The organism is Dysgonomonas sp. UBA7630, assembly GCF_002483985.1.
Classification (GTDB): domain Bacteria; phylum Bacteroidota; class Bacteroidia; order Bacteroidales; family Dysgonomonadaceae; genus Dysgonomonas.
Genome location: NZ_DLIY01000015.1, coordinates 87,113 through 102,414 on the forward strand (window position 1 = coordinate 87,113; position 15,302 = coordinate 102,414).

The following is a 15,302-nucleotide window of genomic DNA, read 5'->3' on the forward strand; positions in this document are numbered from 1 at the left end:
ACTAAAAAAAGATAATCAACTATTAAAAAGTATGGCTAAACAAAAAAAATTCATTACATGTGATGGTAATCAGGCCGCAGCGCATATCTCTTATATGTTCAGCGAAGTGGCTTCGATATATCCAATCACACCATCATCAACTATGGCAGAGTATGTTGATGAATGGGCAGCAGCCGGACGCAAAAATATATTCGGCGAAATCCTCAGAGTGCAGGAAATGCAGTCGGAGGCTGGTGCTGCTGGTGCAGTTCACGGATCATTACAGGCTGGAGCTCTAACAACTACTTATACGGCATCGCAGGGATTGTTGTTGATGATCCCTAATATGTACAAAATAGCAGGAGAGTTACTCCCTAGCGTTTTCCACGTATCGGCACGTGCTTTGGCGGCACAAGCTTTGTCTATCTTCGGAGACCATCAGGATGTTATGGCAGCTCGTCAGACCGGGTTTGCTATGTTCTTCTCGGGCTCGGTACAAGAAGTTATGGACTTGTCTGCTGTTCCTCACTTGGCAACTCTCGAGTCTCGTATTCCTTTTATGAACATTTTTGATGGATTCCGTACATCTCACGAAATACAGAAAGTGGAAGAAATGAGTCAGGATGACTTAATTCCTCTTGTTAACCAGGAGGCTCTTAAAGGATTCCGTGATAGAGCATTGAATCCAGAAAATCCTGTAACTCGTGGTACTGCCCAGAATGATGATATTTATTTCCAATCGCGTGAAGCTGCTAATAAATTCTATGATGCAGTACCTGCTATTGTTGAAAAATATTTAGAAGAAATCAATAAGATTACAGGGCGCAAATACGGCTTGTTTGATTATTACGGAGCTGAAGATGCCGACCGTGTGATTATAGCTATGGGTTCGGTAACAGAAGCAATTAAAGAAACTGTAGACTTCTTGAATGCCAAAGGAGAGAAAGTCGGCTTAGTAGCAGTTCACCTTTATCGTCCATTCAAAGCTGAAGCTTTCCTTTCTGCAGTTCCTAAAACTGCAACAAGAATAGCTGTACTTGACCGTACAAAAGAACCGGGAGCTCTTGGACAGCCATTGTATATGGATGTAAAAGACTGTTTCTTCGGTAAAGCTGATGCCCCTACAATTGTTGGTGGTATTTATGGACTTTCTTCTAAAGATACCACCCCGGCTCAGATTATGTCTGTGTACGAAAATCTGGCAATGAACCTGCCTAAGAACGATTTTACAATCGGTATCGTAGATGATGTTACATTCAAATCATTACCTCTTAAAGAAGAAGTTTCTGTAGATGATACTACTTATGAAGCTAAATTCTATGGTTTAGGATCGGATGGTACAGTAGGAGCAAACAAAAATACAGTTAAGATTATCGGTGACAATACCAATAAATATTGTCAGGCTTATTTTGCGTACGACTCTAAAAAATCAGGAGGATTTACAGCATCGCATCTTCGCTTTGGTGATAATCCTATCCGTTCTACATATTTGGTAAATACTCCAAACTTTGTAGCATGTCACGTTCCTGCTTATTTACATTTGTATGATGTAACTAAAGGATTGAAGAAAAACGGAACATTCCTTCTCAACTCTGTATGGAGCAAAGAAGAAGTAGGAAACTACCTTCCTGATAATGTGAAAAAATATCTTGCAGTCAACAATATCAATTTCTATATCATCAACGCAACTCAGATTGCAACAGAAATTGGTCTTGGAGGCCGTACAAATACAATCCTTCAATCAGCATTCTTTAAGATTTCGAATGTAATCCCTTACGACTTGGCTGTAGAACAAATGAAGAAATTCATTGTGAAATCATACGGACGTAAAGGTGAAGACGTTATCAATAAGAATTATGCTGCGGTTGATCGTGGTATCGAACTTGAAAAGGTTGAAGTTCCGGCAGAATGGGCAAATATTGTAGTTGGTAAACCTGAAGAAGATGACGCTCCTGAGTTTATCAAAAACGTAGTTCGTCCAATAAATGCACAACGTGGTTACGATCTTCCTGTATCTGTTTTCGTAGGTCGTGAAGATGGTACATGGGATCATGGTACTACAGAGTATGAAAAACGCGGTGTTGCTGCTTTTGTGCCTGTATGGGATGCCGAAAACTGTATACAGTGTAACCAGTGTGCTTATGTTTGTCCTCATGCTACTATACGTCCGTTTGTTTTGGATGCAGAAGAGCAAGCTCAAGTTCCGGGCGATGTTACTTTGTTGAAAGCACAAGGTAAACAATTTGATGGTATGGGCTTCCGCATTCAAGTGGATGTGCTAGACTGCCTTGGTTGTGGTAACTGTGCTGATATATGTCCGGGTAAGAAAGGAAACTCTGCTCTTACAATGGTTGAGATCGGATCACAATTCCCTGAACAAGACAACTGGGACTTCATGGTCAAGAATGTAACTAGCAAGGCTCATCTTATTGATACTAAATTGAATGTGAAGAACTCTCAATTTGCAACTCCGCTGTTTGAGTTCTCGGGTGCATGTTCTGGTTGTGGAGAAACTCCATATATCAAACTTGTGACTCAGTTGTTTGGTGATCGTATGTTAATTGCCAACGCTACAGGTTGTACATCAATATATGGTGGTTCAGCTCCATCTACTCCATACCGTAAGAATGAAGAAGGTAAAGGACCGGCATGGGCTAATTCACTATTCGAAGATAATGCAGAATATGGTCTTGGTTTTGCCTTGGCTAATATCACTATGCGCAACAGACTCGAAAAACTGATGAATCAAGCTCAGGATTGCGATAAATGTTCACCTGAAATAAAAGCTCTATACAAAGAATGGGTAGAAAATAAAGATGAGGCTGACAAGACAAAAGAACTTACAGCTGCAATGTTACCATTACTGGAAGTAGAGAAAGATAAATGTGACTACTGCAAAGAGATATATTCATTGAAACAATATCTAATCAAGCGTTCTATCTGGATATTTGGTGGTGACGGTTGGGCATATGATATAGGTTTCGGTGGATTGGATCATGTATTGGCTACAGGCGAAGATATCAATATTCTGGTATTGGATACAGAGGTGTACTCTAATACAGGAGGTCAGTCTTCTAAATCTACTCCGATAGCAGCCGTAGCTAAATTTGCTGCAGCAGGAAAGAAGATTCGCAAGAAAGACCTTGGTATGATAGCTACTACATACGGTTATGTATATGTAGCTCAGATTGCTATGGGTGCTAACCAAGGACAATGTCTGAAAGCGATCAAAGAAGCTGAAGAATATAAAGGCCCATCATTAGTTATTGCATACTCTCCTTGTATCAGCCATGGTCTGAGAAAAGGAATGGGACATGCACAGGATGAAGAGAAAGCAGCAGTTGCTTGCGGATACTGGCATCTATGGCGCTACAACCCGATGTTGGAAGAGGAAGGCAAAAATCCATTTACAATGGATAGCAAAGAGCCTGACTGGTCTAAATTCCAAGCGTTCTTAGGTAATGAAGTTCGCTATACATCTCTACAAAAATCAAATCCTTCTGAAGCTTCTGAGCTATATGAAGCAGCACAGAACAATGCGATGTGGAGATATAATAGTTATCAGCGTTTAGCTAATAGCAGTTTTGGCAAATTTGACGAGACAAAAGAACTGTAAATTAATAAATATTATCGATGAGAGGGGAGCCTGGAAAGGCTTCCCTTTTATGTTTTTAAGAACACGCAAAATCCAATCGTTTATTGAGTTAAGTTATTATTTGATAAGAAAATAAATAAATATTAAAAAAAAATATTATCTTTGCCAAACTTGATATATCGTTACTATAACTGTTACAAAACAAATGAACAAAAAAACTTTACTGACTTCACTGCTATTGGTGTGTGTATCAATAGTTTCTTATGCTCAACGTCAAAGCTCAGAGCAATATTCAGTTCCTTCGAGGAATGAATATTTGTTAAAAGATCCAGTGTGGTTCATATCCATTGGAGGTGGTGCCCAATTATATGTGGGCGAGGATGATAATGGTGTTCCGTGGAATAGGACGTCATTTTCTAGTAGATTAACCTTTGCTCCAACACTTTCCGTTGGTCGTAGAATGAGTACATTAATTACTCTACGAGCTCAAATATCAGGAGGAAGTATACATGGCTTCAATGATGGTTGGAGCGGAACTTACGATAGATGGTGGAAACATGGAACGAATGGCGAAGGGTTAAAAATGTTAACTAAAGATCCCGCTTGGGATTATATGGGTTGGATTGAAGGTGTTGATTATGAGTATAGTGCTGTTGATGAGAGTGGAGTGCCTGTTTGGCATCCTACAAAATATCAACCAAACGAACAATATTATATGCAACATTTACGTTATATGAGTATAACTGGAGATGTGCAGTTAAATTTTCTTAATCTTATAAATGGATATAAGCCCGAACGTAAGTTCGAAATAAATCCTTTTGTAGGTGTAGGCATGTATCAGCGCTTTGCTCATAGAGGAAATCTTCAGGGTACTTTCTTTGGTGGAAGCGGCGGTTTGAACTTAGGCTTTAATTTAACTCGTAACTGGCAAATATTTGGAGAGGGAAGAGTCGTTTTACTTAGTGATACCTTTGATGGACAAAAAGGGGATAAAAGTAATAATGGGCTAGCTCAGGCAACACTAGGTGTAACCTATAAGTTCACAAATCCAAAATATATTGACCCTGCTATTGAAACTCGTTTACGTTTGCCTTACAATATAGCCCGTGCCTGTGACAATATGGTTCTTGTTCCGGGAGGTAATATAGAGTTAGGGACAGGTATTGATCCTTTATGGGGAGATGAAGTTCCTCGTAAACTTGTTGCTGTTAGCCCGTTTTGGATGGATGAAACCGAAGTTACAAATAAGCAGTATCGTGAGTTTGTATATTGGGTGCGTGACTCTATTATAAGAGAGCGTTTGGCAGATCCGGCGTATGGAGGAGACCCAACGTTTAAAGTTTTAGTAAGACCAGAAGATCGAAATAGTGCTGTTGGGCAGCGTTTAAACTGGAGTAAGCCAATTCCTTGGAAAAATCCAACTCAACGCGAACAGGCTGCTATAAACAGTGTGATAGGAGGAAATCCTTTTGCTGCGGATAAATCCGGATTGATAAATACTGCTTTGAATTTTAAATATGACTGGTTTGACGTAAAAAGTTATAATGCGTTTTTGGCAAAACTAAAAGAAGGCGATGCACGTTCTATAGTTATATCCAAGGATACAGCTTATGTAAATCAAAGAGGTGATATTATTCGCGAAACGTTAGCAAGATCATCGCACGGAGATAAGATTGATTTTACAAATACATATATTGTAAATGTTTACCCTGATGTGATGGCATGGATGACAGACTTTGCTAATGCAAAGAGTGAACAATATGTTGGTAAATATTTTAATGATAAGGCTTATAATAATCATCCTGTGGTAGGTGTATCGTGGGAACAAGCGGATGCTTATTGTGCATGGCGTACAGATCGCTATTTGGCTGAAAAGAAGTGTAGCTTAGACGGTTTCGAAGGATATCGTTTGCCTACAGAAGCTGAATGGGAATTTGCCGCAAGAAACGGACGTTCGGAGTTGATTTATCCGTGGTATTCGGATAAAACGCATACAACCGATGGGCTCGCTCATGCTAACTTCAGAGCATCAAAAGATTTGAAAGACTTAATGTCCCCTGTGGCAAGCTTTTTACCAAATCGTTTTGGACTTTACGATATGGCGGGTAATGCGGCAGAATGGACAACTACAACATTTACGGAATCTGTAGACCGTATGGCTGATGAAGCTAATCCTGATTTCAGCTATAGAGCAGTACTTGCAGACCCAAGAGTGTTGAAACGTAAAATTGTAAAAGGAGGTTCATGGAAAGACTCTACGGTTAAATCCGGAGATCGTTCTGTTGAATTTCAAGATAAAGGCCGTTCATTCATTGGTTTCAGATGTGTAAGAACATGGAGCTTTGATGAAAGGGGTAAATTCTATTAAAAAATAATTTTTAAGAGAGCTCTCAAAATGGGAAAAGCGTGGCATAGTTTTAGGCGATTTATTGCAAGTAGAAGAGGACAGACAGTGTTTAATATTCTTTATAGTTGGGGTGCTGCTGTAGTCATCCTGGGGGCAATGTTTAAAATTATGCATGTACCCGCAGGGAACATCGTTCTGATGATCGGAATGATTGTCGAGGTTATTGTTTTTATCGCTGCAGGGTTCGACTATTCATCTCCATCAAGTGATGAGGTCGGAGCGAATGCTTTATCCGGAGTAATAGTAAGTGGTGGGGTTGGATATGACGAATCCCCTTCTAATATAAAACTAGCAGAGGGAAGGAAATCCGGAGATTCTATAAAATCCTCCGGAGTTTCCGGCTCTTCGGTCGTTGTTCTTGGCGGTTCGAGTGGAAATGGAGTAACAGCTGTTTCTGGCAGTGGATCATCTTCATCATCGCCTACAGGGCAACCTTCTGCTACTCGTACAGGTTCGGCAGATTATGGACAGAGTGCAGCAAATACAGCTCAGAATTTAGAAGAATTCTCCATTACAATTAACTCGTTGAATGAGGCTTCTCAGAAACTGTTGAAAGCATACAATCAAATCACCGAAACAAATGGTTTTGTAGACAATCTGACTACATTAAATCAGAATGTGAGTGGTTTGAACGATGTCTTTAATGCACAATTACAGACTATAACTGAACAAATGTCGGCTATCAGATATATCAATGACAGTTTGGCAAGGATGAAGAATTTATATGATGGAGCTATTGGTGATAGTTACATGTTCAGAGAAGAGTCTGCGAAAATGACCAAACACATTGAGGCTTTGAACAATGTATATGCTCGTTTATTACAAGCTATGACAACGAATAACAATCCAAACCAACCTAAATTCTAAAATAATCGGGGAAATAGAAAACAGAATTAGAAACCTAAAGAAGAGAATATAAAATGGCTTTAAGTAAAGGGCAATTGACAAGGCAGAAGATGATTAATCTCATGTATCTGGTGTTTATTGCGATGCTAGCTCTAAATGTTTCTACCGAAGTATTGGATGGATTTGTGATGATTAATGATAATATTCAGGAATCTATAACCGTCACAGATGAAAGAAATAAACAGATATACGCAGATATAGCTGCTTCTTATGAGACTAACAGAGATAAAACTCAGGACTCATATAATAGGGCACAAAGTGTAAAGGCTAAGACCGATTCTATTTTCGATTATTTGCAGTATCTAAAACTGGAAATTGCGAAAAAGACAGATGGAGCCGATGCTGATATAAATAATTTGAAATCGAAAGATAATCTCGATGCTTCTTCCGAAGTAATGATTTCACCGGTGGGTGGTCAGGGAAAGAAGCTGAAAAAGATACTGGACACGTATAGGGAAGCCATGATAGCGCAGATTCCTGATGAGAGCAAACGTAAGATTGTAAGCAGTACTTTATCTACTGAACCTTCTGCAAGAGCGAAGAAGGATCATAAAGATTGGATAACTTCGTCTTTTGACGGTATGCCAAGTATTGCTGTGCTGACTTTCCTTTCAGAATTGCAAATGAATGTGAAGCAGGCTGAGGGGGAAGTTCTGAATGATCTTGCTAAAAATATCGACTTGAAAGATATTCGTGTCAATGAACTTAGTGCGTTTGTTGTTCCGCAGTCAAATATGGTGATGAAAGGTGTACCTTACAAAGCCAATATTATAATGGCGGCAGTAGATACAACACAACGGCCTCGTATTGTAATAAATGGTAAAGAGTTACCAACCGCGAAAAATGGTTTGTATGAAGTAGGTACAGGAGCTTCCGGTACATATAAATTCGATGGATTTATCGAACTAATGGATAGAAGCGGATTGCCTGTAAGACGTAATTTCTCTCAGGAATATACAGTAATGGAACCTATGGCCACAGTCGCGCCATTCTGGATGGATGTGCTATATGCCGGAGTTCAGAATATGTTGACTATTGCTGTGCCGGGTGTAGCCAGCCAGGACGTACAGGCTACAGTGTTAAGTGGAGGGACATTAACTCCTTCGGGCAAAGATTGGGTTGCAGTGCCTTCACCATCTCTGATAGGTCAGAAGTTTATAATTTCTGTATCTGCAAAGGTGAATGGAACACAACAATTCATAGCAAGGAAGGAGTTGAGGATCCGTCCGTTACCGGAACCATTAGCGTTTATCTCATATACAGATCAGAACGGTGCACCAAAAGTATTTAGAAAAGGAGTTATAGCCAGATCTATACTGCTGGGCACACAGGGTATAAAAGCTTCTATCGATGATGGTATTCTGAATATTCCATTTCAGGTTTTGAGCTTCAGAACAATGTCTGTGGACGCTATGGGAAATGTAACTCCTGAAATGTCAAGTGGTGCTAATTTCTCATCTCGTCAGGTAGAACAGATGCGAAGAATGACTAGAGGTACAATTTTAATAATATCAGGGATAAAAGCTAAAGGCCCCGATGGTATAGAAAGAGATCTATACCCAATGGAAGTAAGAATTAATTAATTAACACAAAATACACATCCTATGAAATATATTGTTTCATTAATGTTGGGTGGACTGCTCTCGGCAAGTTCACTCTTTGCACAAAACTCAGCAAATAACGAATTCAGAATGATGAATGGCGCACCTGTCACATCGTCCACAGAAGATATGATTACAGAGATTTCGTCCAGAGAACTTTTTCTTATGGAGAATTCGATGAACAATTATTCATCCGCTACATGGACTAGAGATATATACAGAGAAGTATATGATGTAGAGGGTAATGAATCGTTATTTTACCCAACAGTGTCAACCGAAAAACGTGCGAATTTATTTTCTCTTCTGATTAATCTTTTATCAGATAATACAATTGCCGCGTATAAATTCGAAGATCAACCCGACTTCAACGATGATAGTAAATTTACAGCAAAAGAGGTGATGGATCAGAATCGCATTGGATATACAGTAAATGACAATCGTACACTTACCATAAAAAGAGAAGATTTGGCGAATATGCAAATCACTTGTTACCTTGTAAAGGAAAAGTGGTATTATGATATCGCAACAGGAAAAGGTGACGTGCGTGTAGAAGCGATTTGCCCTGTAATTTGTGATAGAGGAAGAGAATATCCGATGTTTTGGGTAATGTTTGACGATATCAGTGTATATCTCGCCAGAGCGATATCACCTGTGGCTGTGGCTAATGTTACTCCCGTATTAAGTAATGCTTCTTTTTACGATATCTTCAGAAACAGATATTATAGAGGGTGTATATACCGTGTAGGGGTGCGAGACTTAGCTAAATATTTTACGACCCCTGAAAGTCTTACAAAAGAACGCAAACGTATTGAAAGCGAACTTGACTTTGTGCAATCCCGTTTTGATGCTGTAGCAACAGCTCATCAGAAGAATTAAGGAATTATGAGTTTTATATAGCCGAATTGAAGGGGGGGGGATCCGTATGGATACCCCCTTTTCTTTTGCTAGTTTTTTTTGTGTAAATTAAGTTATAAAAAGGAATTATTATCGCATTCGCTCTTATCTGTTTTTTATCACAGAGTAAAATGAGTACCACAGAATTTTTGTATTATATACTTATATACAAGAAAAAAGCTTAAAAGTTTCCTCTTAAGCTTTCTTTGTGAATAAATATAAGTAATTCTGATTATTTTGGTCTTACAAATACTTTATACTCCCATGCTTTTAGAGACTGGGGTAATTCCGGAACATTCACTCCTGCGAAATAATCGGTATAGCTGCCACGTCCTATGGCGTCATTGCTAGTATACTTGATATCTTTATTCGATAAGTTGAGCATTACAACAATCTCTTGTCCGGCTCTTTCTCTCGAATATATCAACAGCTCCTTATTTGCAGAAGTATTATATTTCTTGAATGTGCCGCCTTGTCCGGCTTGTAACGCAGGATGGGTATGTTTTAATTGGTTTAGCTTCTTATAGAACTGTGTTATTCTATTTTCTGCCCATGAAGGAACCATATCTTTTTCGAAGAATGACAAGCGTTTTTTGAGTCCTACTTCCTGACCTGTATATATCATTGGCATGCCATTCAACGTGTAGGTAAGAACTGCAAACGCTTCAACACCTTTTCCGTAGCGTTCAAACTCTGTTCCATTCCATGAATTTTCATCATGGTTTGTTAAAAAGAGCATTTTATAAGCGTCCGGGCACATTATAGTATCCAGCTTTTGAGTATATGATGTAATATCTTCTGCACTCTTTGTTCCTTTGTTTACATCAGCCATCATGTGCATCAACTCCCATGAGTAGTTTGCATCAAATGCGTGTTCCAGTAAATCATAATTTTCAGATTCAGCAAGCATAAATACAGGCTTGATGCTATCTAAAGTTTCACGTACATCGTTCCAGAAATCGGTAGGTACTTCATGAGCCATATCACAGCGATATCCGTCTATATTGAAATCCTTTATCCAGTATTTCAAGGCATCTGTCATTGCGGCTCTCATATCTTTATTGTCATAATTCAGTTCGTAGGTATCAGTCCAGTCATACGGGCTTTTGATATTACCAAGACTATCTTTCATATACCAATCGGGATGTTCTGTAGTCCAGGCATTGTCGCAACCGGTATGATTTGCAACCCAGTCCAGTATTACTTTAAAGCCCATCTCATGTGCTTTATCTACCAGCTTTTTGAAATCCTCTTTTGTTCCAAATTCAGGGTTGATATCTTTATAGTCTCTTACAGCATAGTAACTTCCGAGAGTGCCTTTTCTATTCTTTTCCGAAATAGGATGTACAGGCATAAACCAAAGCACGTCTACACCCAGCTCTTTGAGTCGGGGAAGATGTTGTTCGAAAGCGGCAAAGGTTCCCTCTTTGGTATACTGTCTTACGTTAACTTCATATATTACAGCGTTCTGAGTCCAATCCAAGTGTTTGACTGTGCACTTCTCTTCTTGTTGCGCCCCAGAGCTTTCTGTTTGAGGTTTTGGTTTACATGCATAGCTGGTAAGAGCTATTAATGTGATTACAAATAATAATTTATTTTTCATAAATATTTATTCTTTCAGATAATTATATTTTCTAATTATTTAGCAGATTCAGGTTTAAGTTCTTTATGTGAGTCTTCGACAAAAGATACCGATATAGCAGCCAAAAGCATGGCTATCCCTGCAACCACCAACATCATTATAGAGCTGCCACCAACTACATGCTTTAATATAAGCCCGCCTGTCAGCCCCGCTACGATCTGAGGTATGGTAATCGTTGCATTAAAGATTCCCATGTATAGCCCCATTTTGCTAGCCGGTAACACGGCTGATAGTATAGCGTAAGGCATAGCCAGTATACTTGCCCAAGCAATACCGACACCTACCATAGAAACAAGTAATAGGTATTTGTCTTCAAACACATACATAGACATCAGCCCTAAAGCACCAAGCAGTAATGAAAAGGAATATACTTTTTTGCGACCGAGCTTATCAGCGATTTTAGCCATGAAAATAGCAAAGATAGCTGCAAAGATACCATATACACCACTCAATACTCCGTTCCAGTTTCCGGCTTCGTTATATGCCGCAGAGAGAGGGTCTGTTGTATGCCACACATTCTCTGCAATTCCGCCGATTGCATACACCCACATAATGAAGAGTGCAAACCATGAGAAAAACTGTACTATAGCCAGTTGTAACATTGTTTTTGGTGTGGCTTTGAGTACATCTATAAAAGATTTCTTTTGTTTTTCTTCTTCTGTTATATTATTATATTCTTCATACTCTTTCGGGGCATATTCTTTGACACGAATACTTGTCCATAACACTGTCAGTAAAAGTGCTGAACCTCCTATATAAAAAGACCAGATAACAGATGGTGCAACCTTTTCCCCCACACCGGGAATATTCTGAATACCTATCCAAGTAAGTATAAATGGTAGGAATGATCCAACTACAGCTCCAATGTTTGTAAGGAAGCTTTGAGTTGAATATCCTAGATTTCGTTGTTTGTCATTCACCATATCGCCAACCAAAGAGCGGAATGGCTGCATAGAAACATTAAAGGCACAATCCATAAATAACAGCATGAATGCTCCAAAAAATACAGGAGGCATAATAGCTGCTACAAACTCGGAATTTGGCATAAAGAACATGGCAACGGCCGAAACTATAGCTCCTCCCAAAATAAATGGAATACGACGTCCTAGACGTGTCCATGTACGGTCACTCGACATCCCGATGATTGGTTGTACAATGAGCCCGGCAATAGGGGCAGCCAGCCAGAATAATGGAAGATGATGAGGGTCAGCACCTAAAGCTGATAAGATACGACTTGTTTGAGAACTTTGTAAAGAATATCCGATTTGTATTCCTAAGAATCCGAAACTGAGGTTCCAGATTTGCCAAAATGTTAGACTTGGTTTTTGTTTCATGGTTTGTCCGATTATCTAAATAAACCTATTGTTATTAGCCATCAGACAAGTTACGTGTTGTCTGCCTGACAATTAATGAAGTTTTTATTATTTTGTTTTTCCTTGAGGTATTCTCAGGGTTTTCTATTTTCTCTAAAATTAGTTTCATCGCTTCCATCCCGACCTCTATAGGATGCTGATCCATAGTTGTTAACATTGGGTCGGTATCTTGAGATATATTAGAATTCGAAAATCCACAGATAGAGATTTCTTCAGGAACCTTGAATCCTAACTTTTTACAAGCAAGTAATATTCCTGAAGCCGTATAATCATTCATTGCCATAAAAGCATCAGGATGATTGGGTTCTTGCAAAATCTCCATTGCTCTTTCATACCCGAGCTGTTTTGTGTCTGCGGTACGTATCAGTTGTTCATCAACAGGTATCTGATGTTTTCTCAGAGCGTCTAAATAGCCATTTTTCCTGTTTTTTGAAATCTCAAGATGTGAAGGTGCTGAAAAGAAGGCTATACGCTTACAGCCTGTTTTTATCATATAATCTACAGCAGTAAGTGTTCCATTATAATCGTCCACTACTACTTTATCTGAATCGATTCCGGTACATATCCTATCGAAGAAGATGACGGGAATATCATTGTCTATGAGTTCCTGAAAATGATCGTATTTTGTTGTTGTCTTCGACTGAGAGATTAAAATCCCACATACTCGTGCCTTTATTAGTGTTTGCACATTCCTGGCTTCTTTTTTATAGTCTTCAAGCGATTGGCAAACAATTACATGGTAATCTTTTTCTTCAGCAACTGTTTCCATTCCCGAAAGGACTCCCGAAAAAAAGTGATTAGCAAGTTCAGGTACAATAACTCCAATAATATTGTTGTGTTGAGTTCTGAGACTTAAAGCCAACGCATTTGGCTTATACTTATGTTTTTTTGCATAATCCTGTACTATTCTCCGTGTTTCAGGGCTAATGTCCGGATTATCTTTCAACGCCCTCGATACTGTCGAGGGCGATATATTGAGATCCTTTGCAATATCTTTAATAGTAAGAGGCCCTTTTTTCATGCACTAGAATTTTGATGATACTTTCTATAAAAGTAATCAAAATTCTAATATAAAAACACTTCTTGGTCTAATTGTTAACGTCTCACCATCCAAGTTTATAATATTTTCAGTGATAATATCTTTAGCCTGACTTTTAGGTAGTATTTCTTTGTAAGTAGCCAAATTAATTGTCTTTTCACTATCCGAGCCACTTAATATAACAACTACCGATTTTCCATTATACTTACGCTCATAAACGTAAACGCCATTGGTTGGTGCAAAATGCTTTAGAGTCCCTTTTGCTATTGTTTCATTCCCCTTGCGCCAGTTTAATATCTTCTTCATGTAATCGAAGGCCTCGTTTTGTTGAGCCGTTCTTTCATTCGCCTTAAACATATTCACCGCATCACCTTGCCATCCACCGGGGAAGTCGCGACGAAGATATCCATCACCTTCACTTTTGTCTGCCGCCATTAATATTTCTGTACCGTAATATATTTCAGGTATTCCACGAGTCGTTAGCAGAAAAGCAATAGCTTGTTTATATCTGTTTAGATTTGATGTTTGTTTTTCATTCTTGAAAAAGCGTGATGTATCATGATTGTCAAGGAATATTAATAGGTCTCGGGTGTTTTCGTAAACGATATCCTGCCCTAAATATTCGTATATGCGAGATAGCCCCAAATCCCATGTTGTTTCTTCGTCAAAGGCTTTTTCCATCACAGACAATAGAGGAAAGTCCATTACACTGCGAAGGTTAGAGTTTCTTGGTGCAGCCAGTTTGCTGTCTTTTTGCCAGAAAGCAATAGCTACGTTGTTGTTTAACCAAGTTTCGCCTACAATATTGAAATCAGGATATTCTTCAGTAACTTCTTTACACCAGCGAGACATCATATCGTAGTCGGCATAAGGGTGGGTATCCTGACGAATGCCATCGATACCACTATATTCTATCCACCAAATACTGTTTTGAATTAGATACTTTGCTACATGTTCGTTACGTTGATTGAAGTCCGGCATAGATTCAACAAACCATCCGTCAATTGCCAGTTTTTTATCTGCCGCTGAAGCATAAGGGTCATGTTGCGTTGTAGTCTTATAAGATGTTTGAACGTATTTGTTTGGATAATTAAACCAGTCTCTGGACGGCTTATCAGTGAATAGGTAATGTTCACTTCCACAGTGGTTGAATATCATATCCATAACTACTTTCATTCCCTTCGCATGAGTCTTGTCTACAAGATCAACAAATTCTTGGTTCGAACCAAAACGACGGTCTACTTTGTAGTAGTCGGTAGAGGCATATCCATGATAAGAACCTTCGGGCATATCGTTTTCCAGTACCGGATTGAACCAGATAGCTGTCACGCCTAAATCATGTATATAATCCAAATTATCAGCTACCCCTTTGAAGTCTCCTCCATGGCGGGCATATTGTTGATTTCTATCTACTTTGGTTTCACGCATCCCCGGAATCACATCATTTGTAGGGTCTCCGTTCGCAAATCGATCCGGCATAATGAGATATAAAACATCACAGGAGTTAAATCCAACTCTTTCGGAAGAGCCTGCTTTACGTTGTTTAATCTCATAAGGAATAACTTTTTTTTCTTTACCTTGCTGTAAGATAATATCAAATTTCTCAGGTTGGGCATTCGAAAGATCTAAATATAAAATAAGATAGTTAGGATTTTCAAGCTTTACAGTTTCTTTTATTCTGGCCGTTTTGGAAGTAATACTTACATCACATTTAGATATATTATTTCCGTGAATCAGCACTTGCAGTTCGGGGTTTTTCATTCCCGCCCACCAGAAAGCCGGATCTACAGTCTTTATATCAATTGCTAGAATTGATTGACTTACAAAAACAAGAAGTAATAAAATTAAACAGTTTCTTTTCATCGG

General features: G+C 38.9%; 9 protein-coding genes. 5 read left to right on the plus strand and 4 right to left on the minus strand.

What is annotated here, in order from left to right:
* Window positions 1–31: 31 nt before the first annotated feature.
* The 5 genes from nifJ to gldN all read left to right on the plus strand — a co-directional run bounded on the left by nifJ (window position 32) and on the right by gldN (window position 9,364).
* Entirely contained in the window at window positions 32–3,595 is a 3,564-nt protein-coding gene (nifJ, locus tag B3P17_RS05875) for a pyruvate:ferredoxin (flavodoxin) oxidoreductase (RefSeq protein ID WP_252637714.1), read from the plus strand.
* Between the two features lie 184 nt (window positions 3,596–3,779).
* Window positions 3,780–5,942 carry an SUMF1/EgtB/PvdO family nonheme iron enzyme gene (locus B3P17_RS05880; protein ID WP_252637715.1) on the plus strand — a complete coding sequence of 721 codons (2,163 nt, stop codon included), beginning with the start codon at window positions 3,780–3,782 and terminating at the stop codon, window positions 5,940–5,942.
* A gap of 27 nt (window positions 5,943–5,969) precedes the next feature.
* Complete coding sequence (gene gldL, locus B3P17_RS05885) at window positions 5,970–6,848, plus strand: gliding motility protein GldL (RefSeq protein ID WP_252637716.1); 879 nt, start codon at window positions 5,970–5,972, stop codon at window positions 6,846–6,848.
* A gap of 53 nt (window positions 6,849–6,901) precedes the next feature.
* The gene (gene gldM, locus B3P17_RS05890; protein WP_252637717.1) at window positions 6,902–8,470 is read left to right on the plus strand and encodes a gliding motility protein GldM; all 1,569 of its coding nucleotides are present in this window, start codon (window positions 6,902–6,904) and stop codon (window positions 8,468–8,470) included.
* A gap of 21 nt (window positions 8,471–8,491) precedes the next feature.
* A complete protein-coding gene (gene gldN / locus B3P17_RS05895) occupies window positions 8,492–9,364 on the plus strand; it encodes a gliding motility protein GldN (RefSeq protein ID WP_252637718.1) in 873 nt (290 codons plus the stop codon).
* A 250-nt stretch (window positions 9,365–9,614) separates the two neighbouring features.
* Here gldN and B3P17_RS05900 read toward each other — a convergent pair whose 3' ends face one another.
* The 4 genes from B3P17_RS05900 to B3P17_RS05915 are packed head-to-tail and all read right to left on the minus strand — an operon-like array spanning window position 9,615 to window position 15,299.
* The gene (locus B3P17_RS05900) at window positions 9,615–10,985 is read right to left on the minus strand and encodes an alpha-amylase family glycosyl hydrolase (protein WP_291104324.1); all 1,371 of its coding nucleotides are present in this window, start codon (window positions 10,983–10,985) and stop codon (window positions 9,615–9,617) included.
* Window positions 10,986–11,020: 35 nt separating this feature from the next.
* Window positions 11,021–12,358: an SLC45 family MFS transporter gene (locus B3P17_RS05905; protein WP_252637720.1), complete on the minus strand. Its 1,338-nt coding sequence runs from the start codon at window positions 12,356–12,358 to the stop codon at window positions 11,021–11,023.
* A 34-nt stretch (window positions 12,359–12,392) separates the two neighbouring features.
* Entirely contained in the window at window positions 12,393–13,418 is a 1,026-nt protein-coding gene (locus tag B3P17_RS05910; RefSeq protein WP_252637721.1) for a LacI family DNA-binding transcriptional regulator, read from the minus strand.
* Window positions 13,419–13,454: 36 nt separating this feature from the next.
* Window positions 13,455–15,299, minus strand: a complete 1,845-nt coding sequence (locus tag B3P17_RS05915; protein WP_252637722.1) for a glycoside hydrolase family 13 protein — start codon at window positions 15,297–15,299, stop codon at window positions 13,455–13,457.
* Window positions 15,300–15,302 lie beyond the last annotated feature (3 nt).

Bases quoted from the DNA above. Each gene is read 5' to 3' on its own strand.
- nifJ (WP_252637714.1), top strand. From the start codon at position 32: ATGGCTAAACAAAAAAAATTCATTACATGTGATGGTAATCAGGCCGCA.
- B3P17_RS05880 (WP_252637715.1), top strand. From the start codon at position 3,780: ATGAACAAAAAAACTTTACTGACTTCACTGCTATTGGTGTGTGTATCA.
- gldL (WP_252637716.1), top strand. From the start codon at position 5,970: ATGGGAAAAGCGTGGCATAGTTTTAGGCGATTTATTGCAAGTAGAAGA.
- gldM (WP_252637717.1), top strand. From the start codon at position 6,902: ATGGCTTTAAGTAAAGGGCAATTGACAAGGCAGAAGATGATTAATCTC.
- gldN (WP_252637718.1), top strand. From the start codon at position 8,492: ATGAAATATATTGTTTCATTAATGTTGGGTGGACTGCTCTCGGCAAGT.
- B3P17_RS05900 (WP_291104324.1), bottom strand. From the start codon at position 10,985: ATGAAAAATAAATTATTATTTGTAATCACATTAATAGCTCTTACCAGC.
- B3P17_RS05905 (WP_252637720.1), bottom strand. From the start codon at position 12,358: ATGAAACAAAAACCAAGTCTAACATTTTGGCAAATCTGGAACCTCAGT.
- B3P17_RS05910 (WP_252637721.1), bottom strand. From the start codon at position 13,418: ATGAAAAAAGGGCCTCTTACTATTAAAGATATTGCAAAGGATCTCAAT.
- B3P17_RS05915 (WP_252637722.1), bottom strand. From the start codon at position 15,299: ATGAAAAGAAACTGTTTAATTTTATTACTTCTTGTTTTTGTAAGTCAA.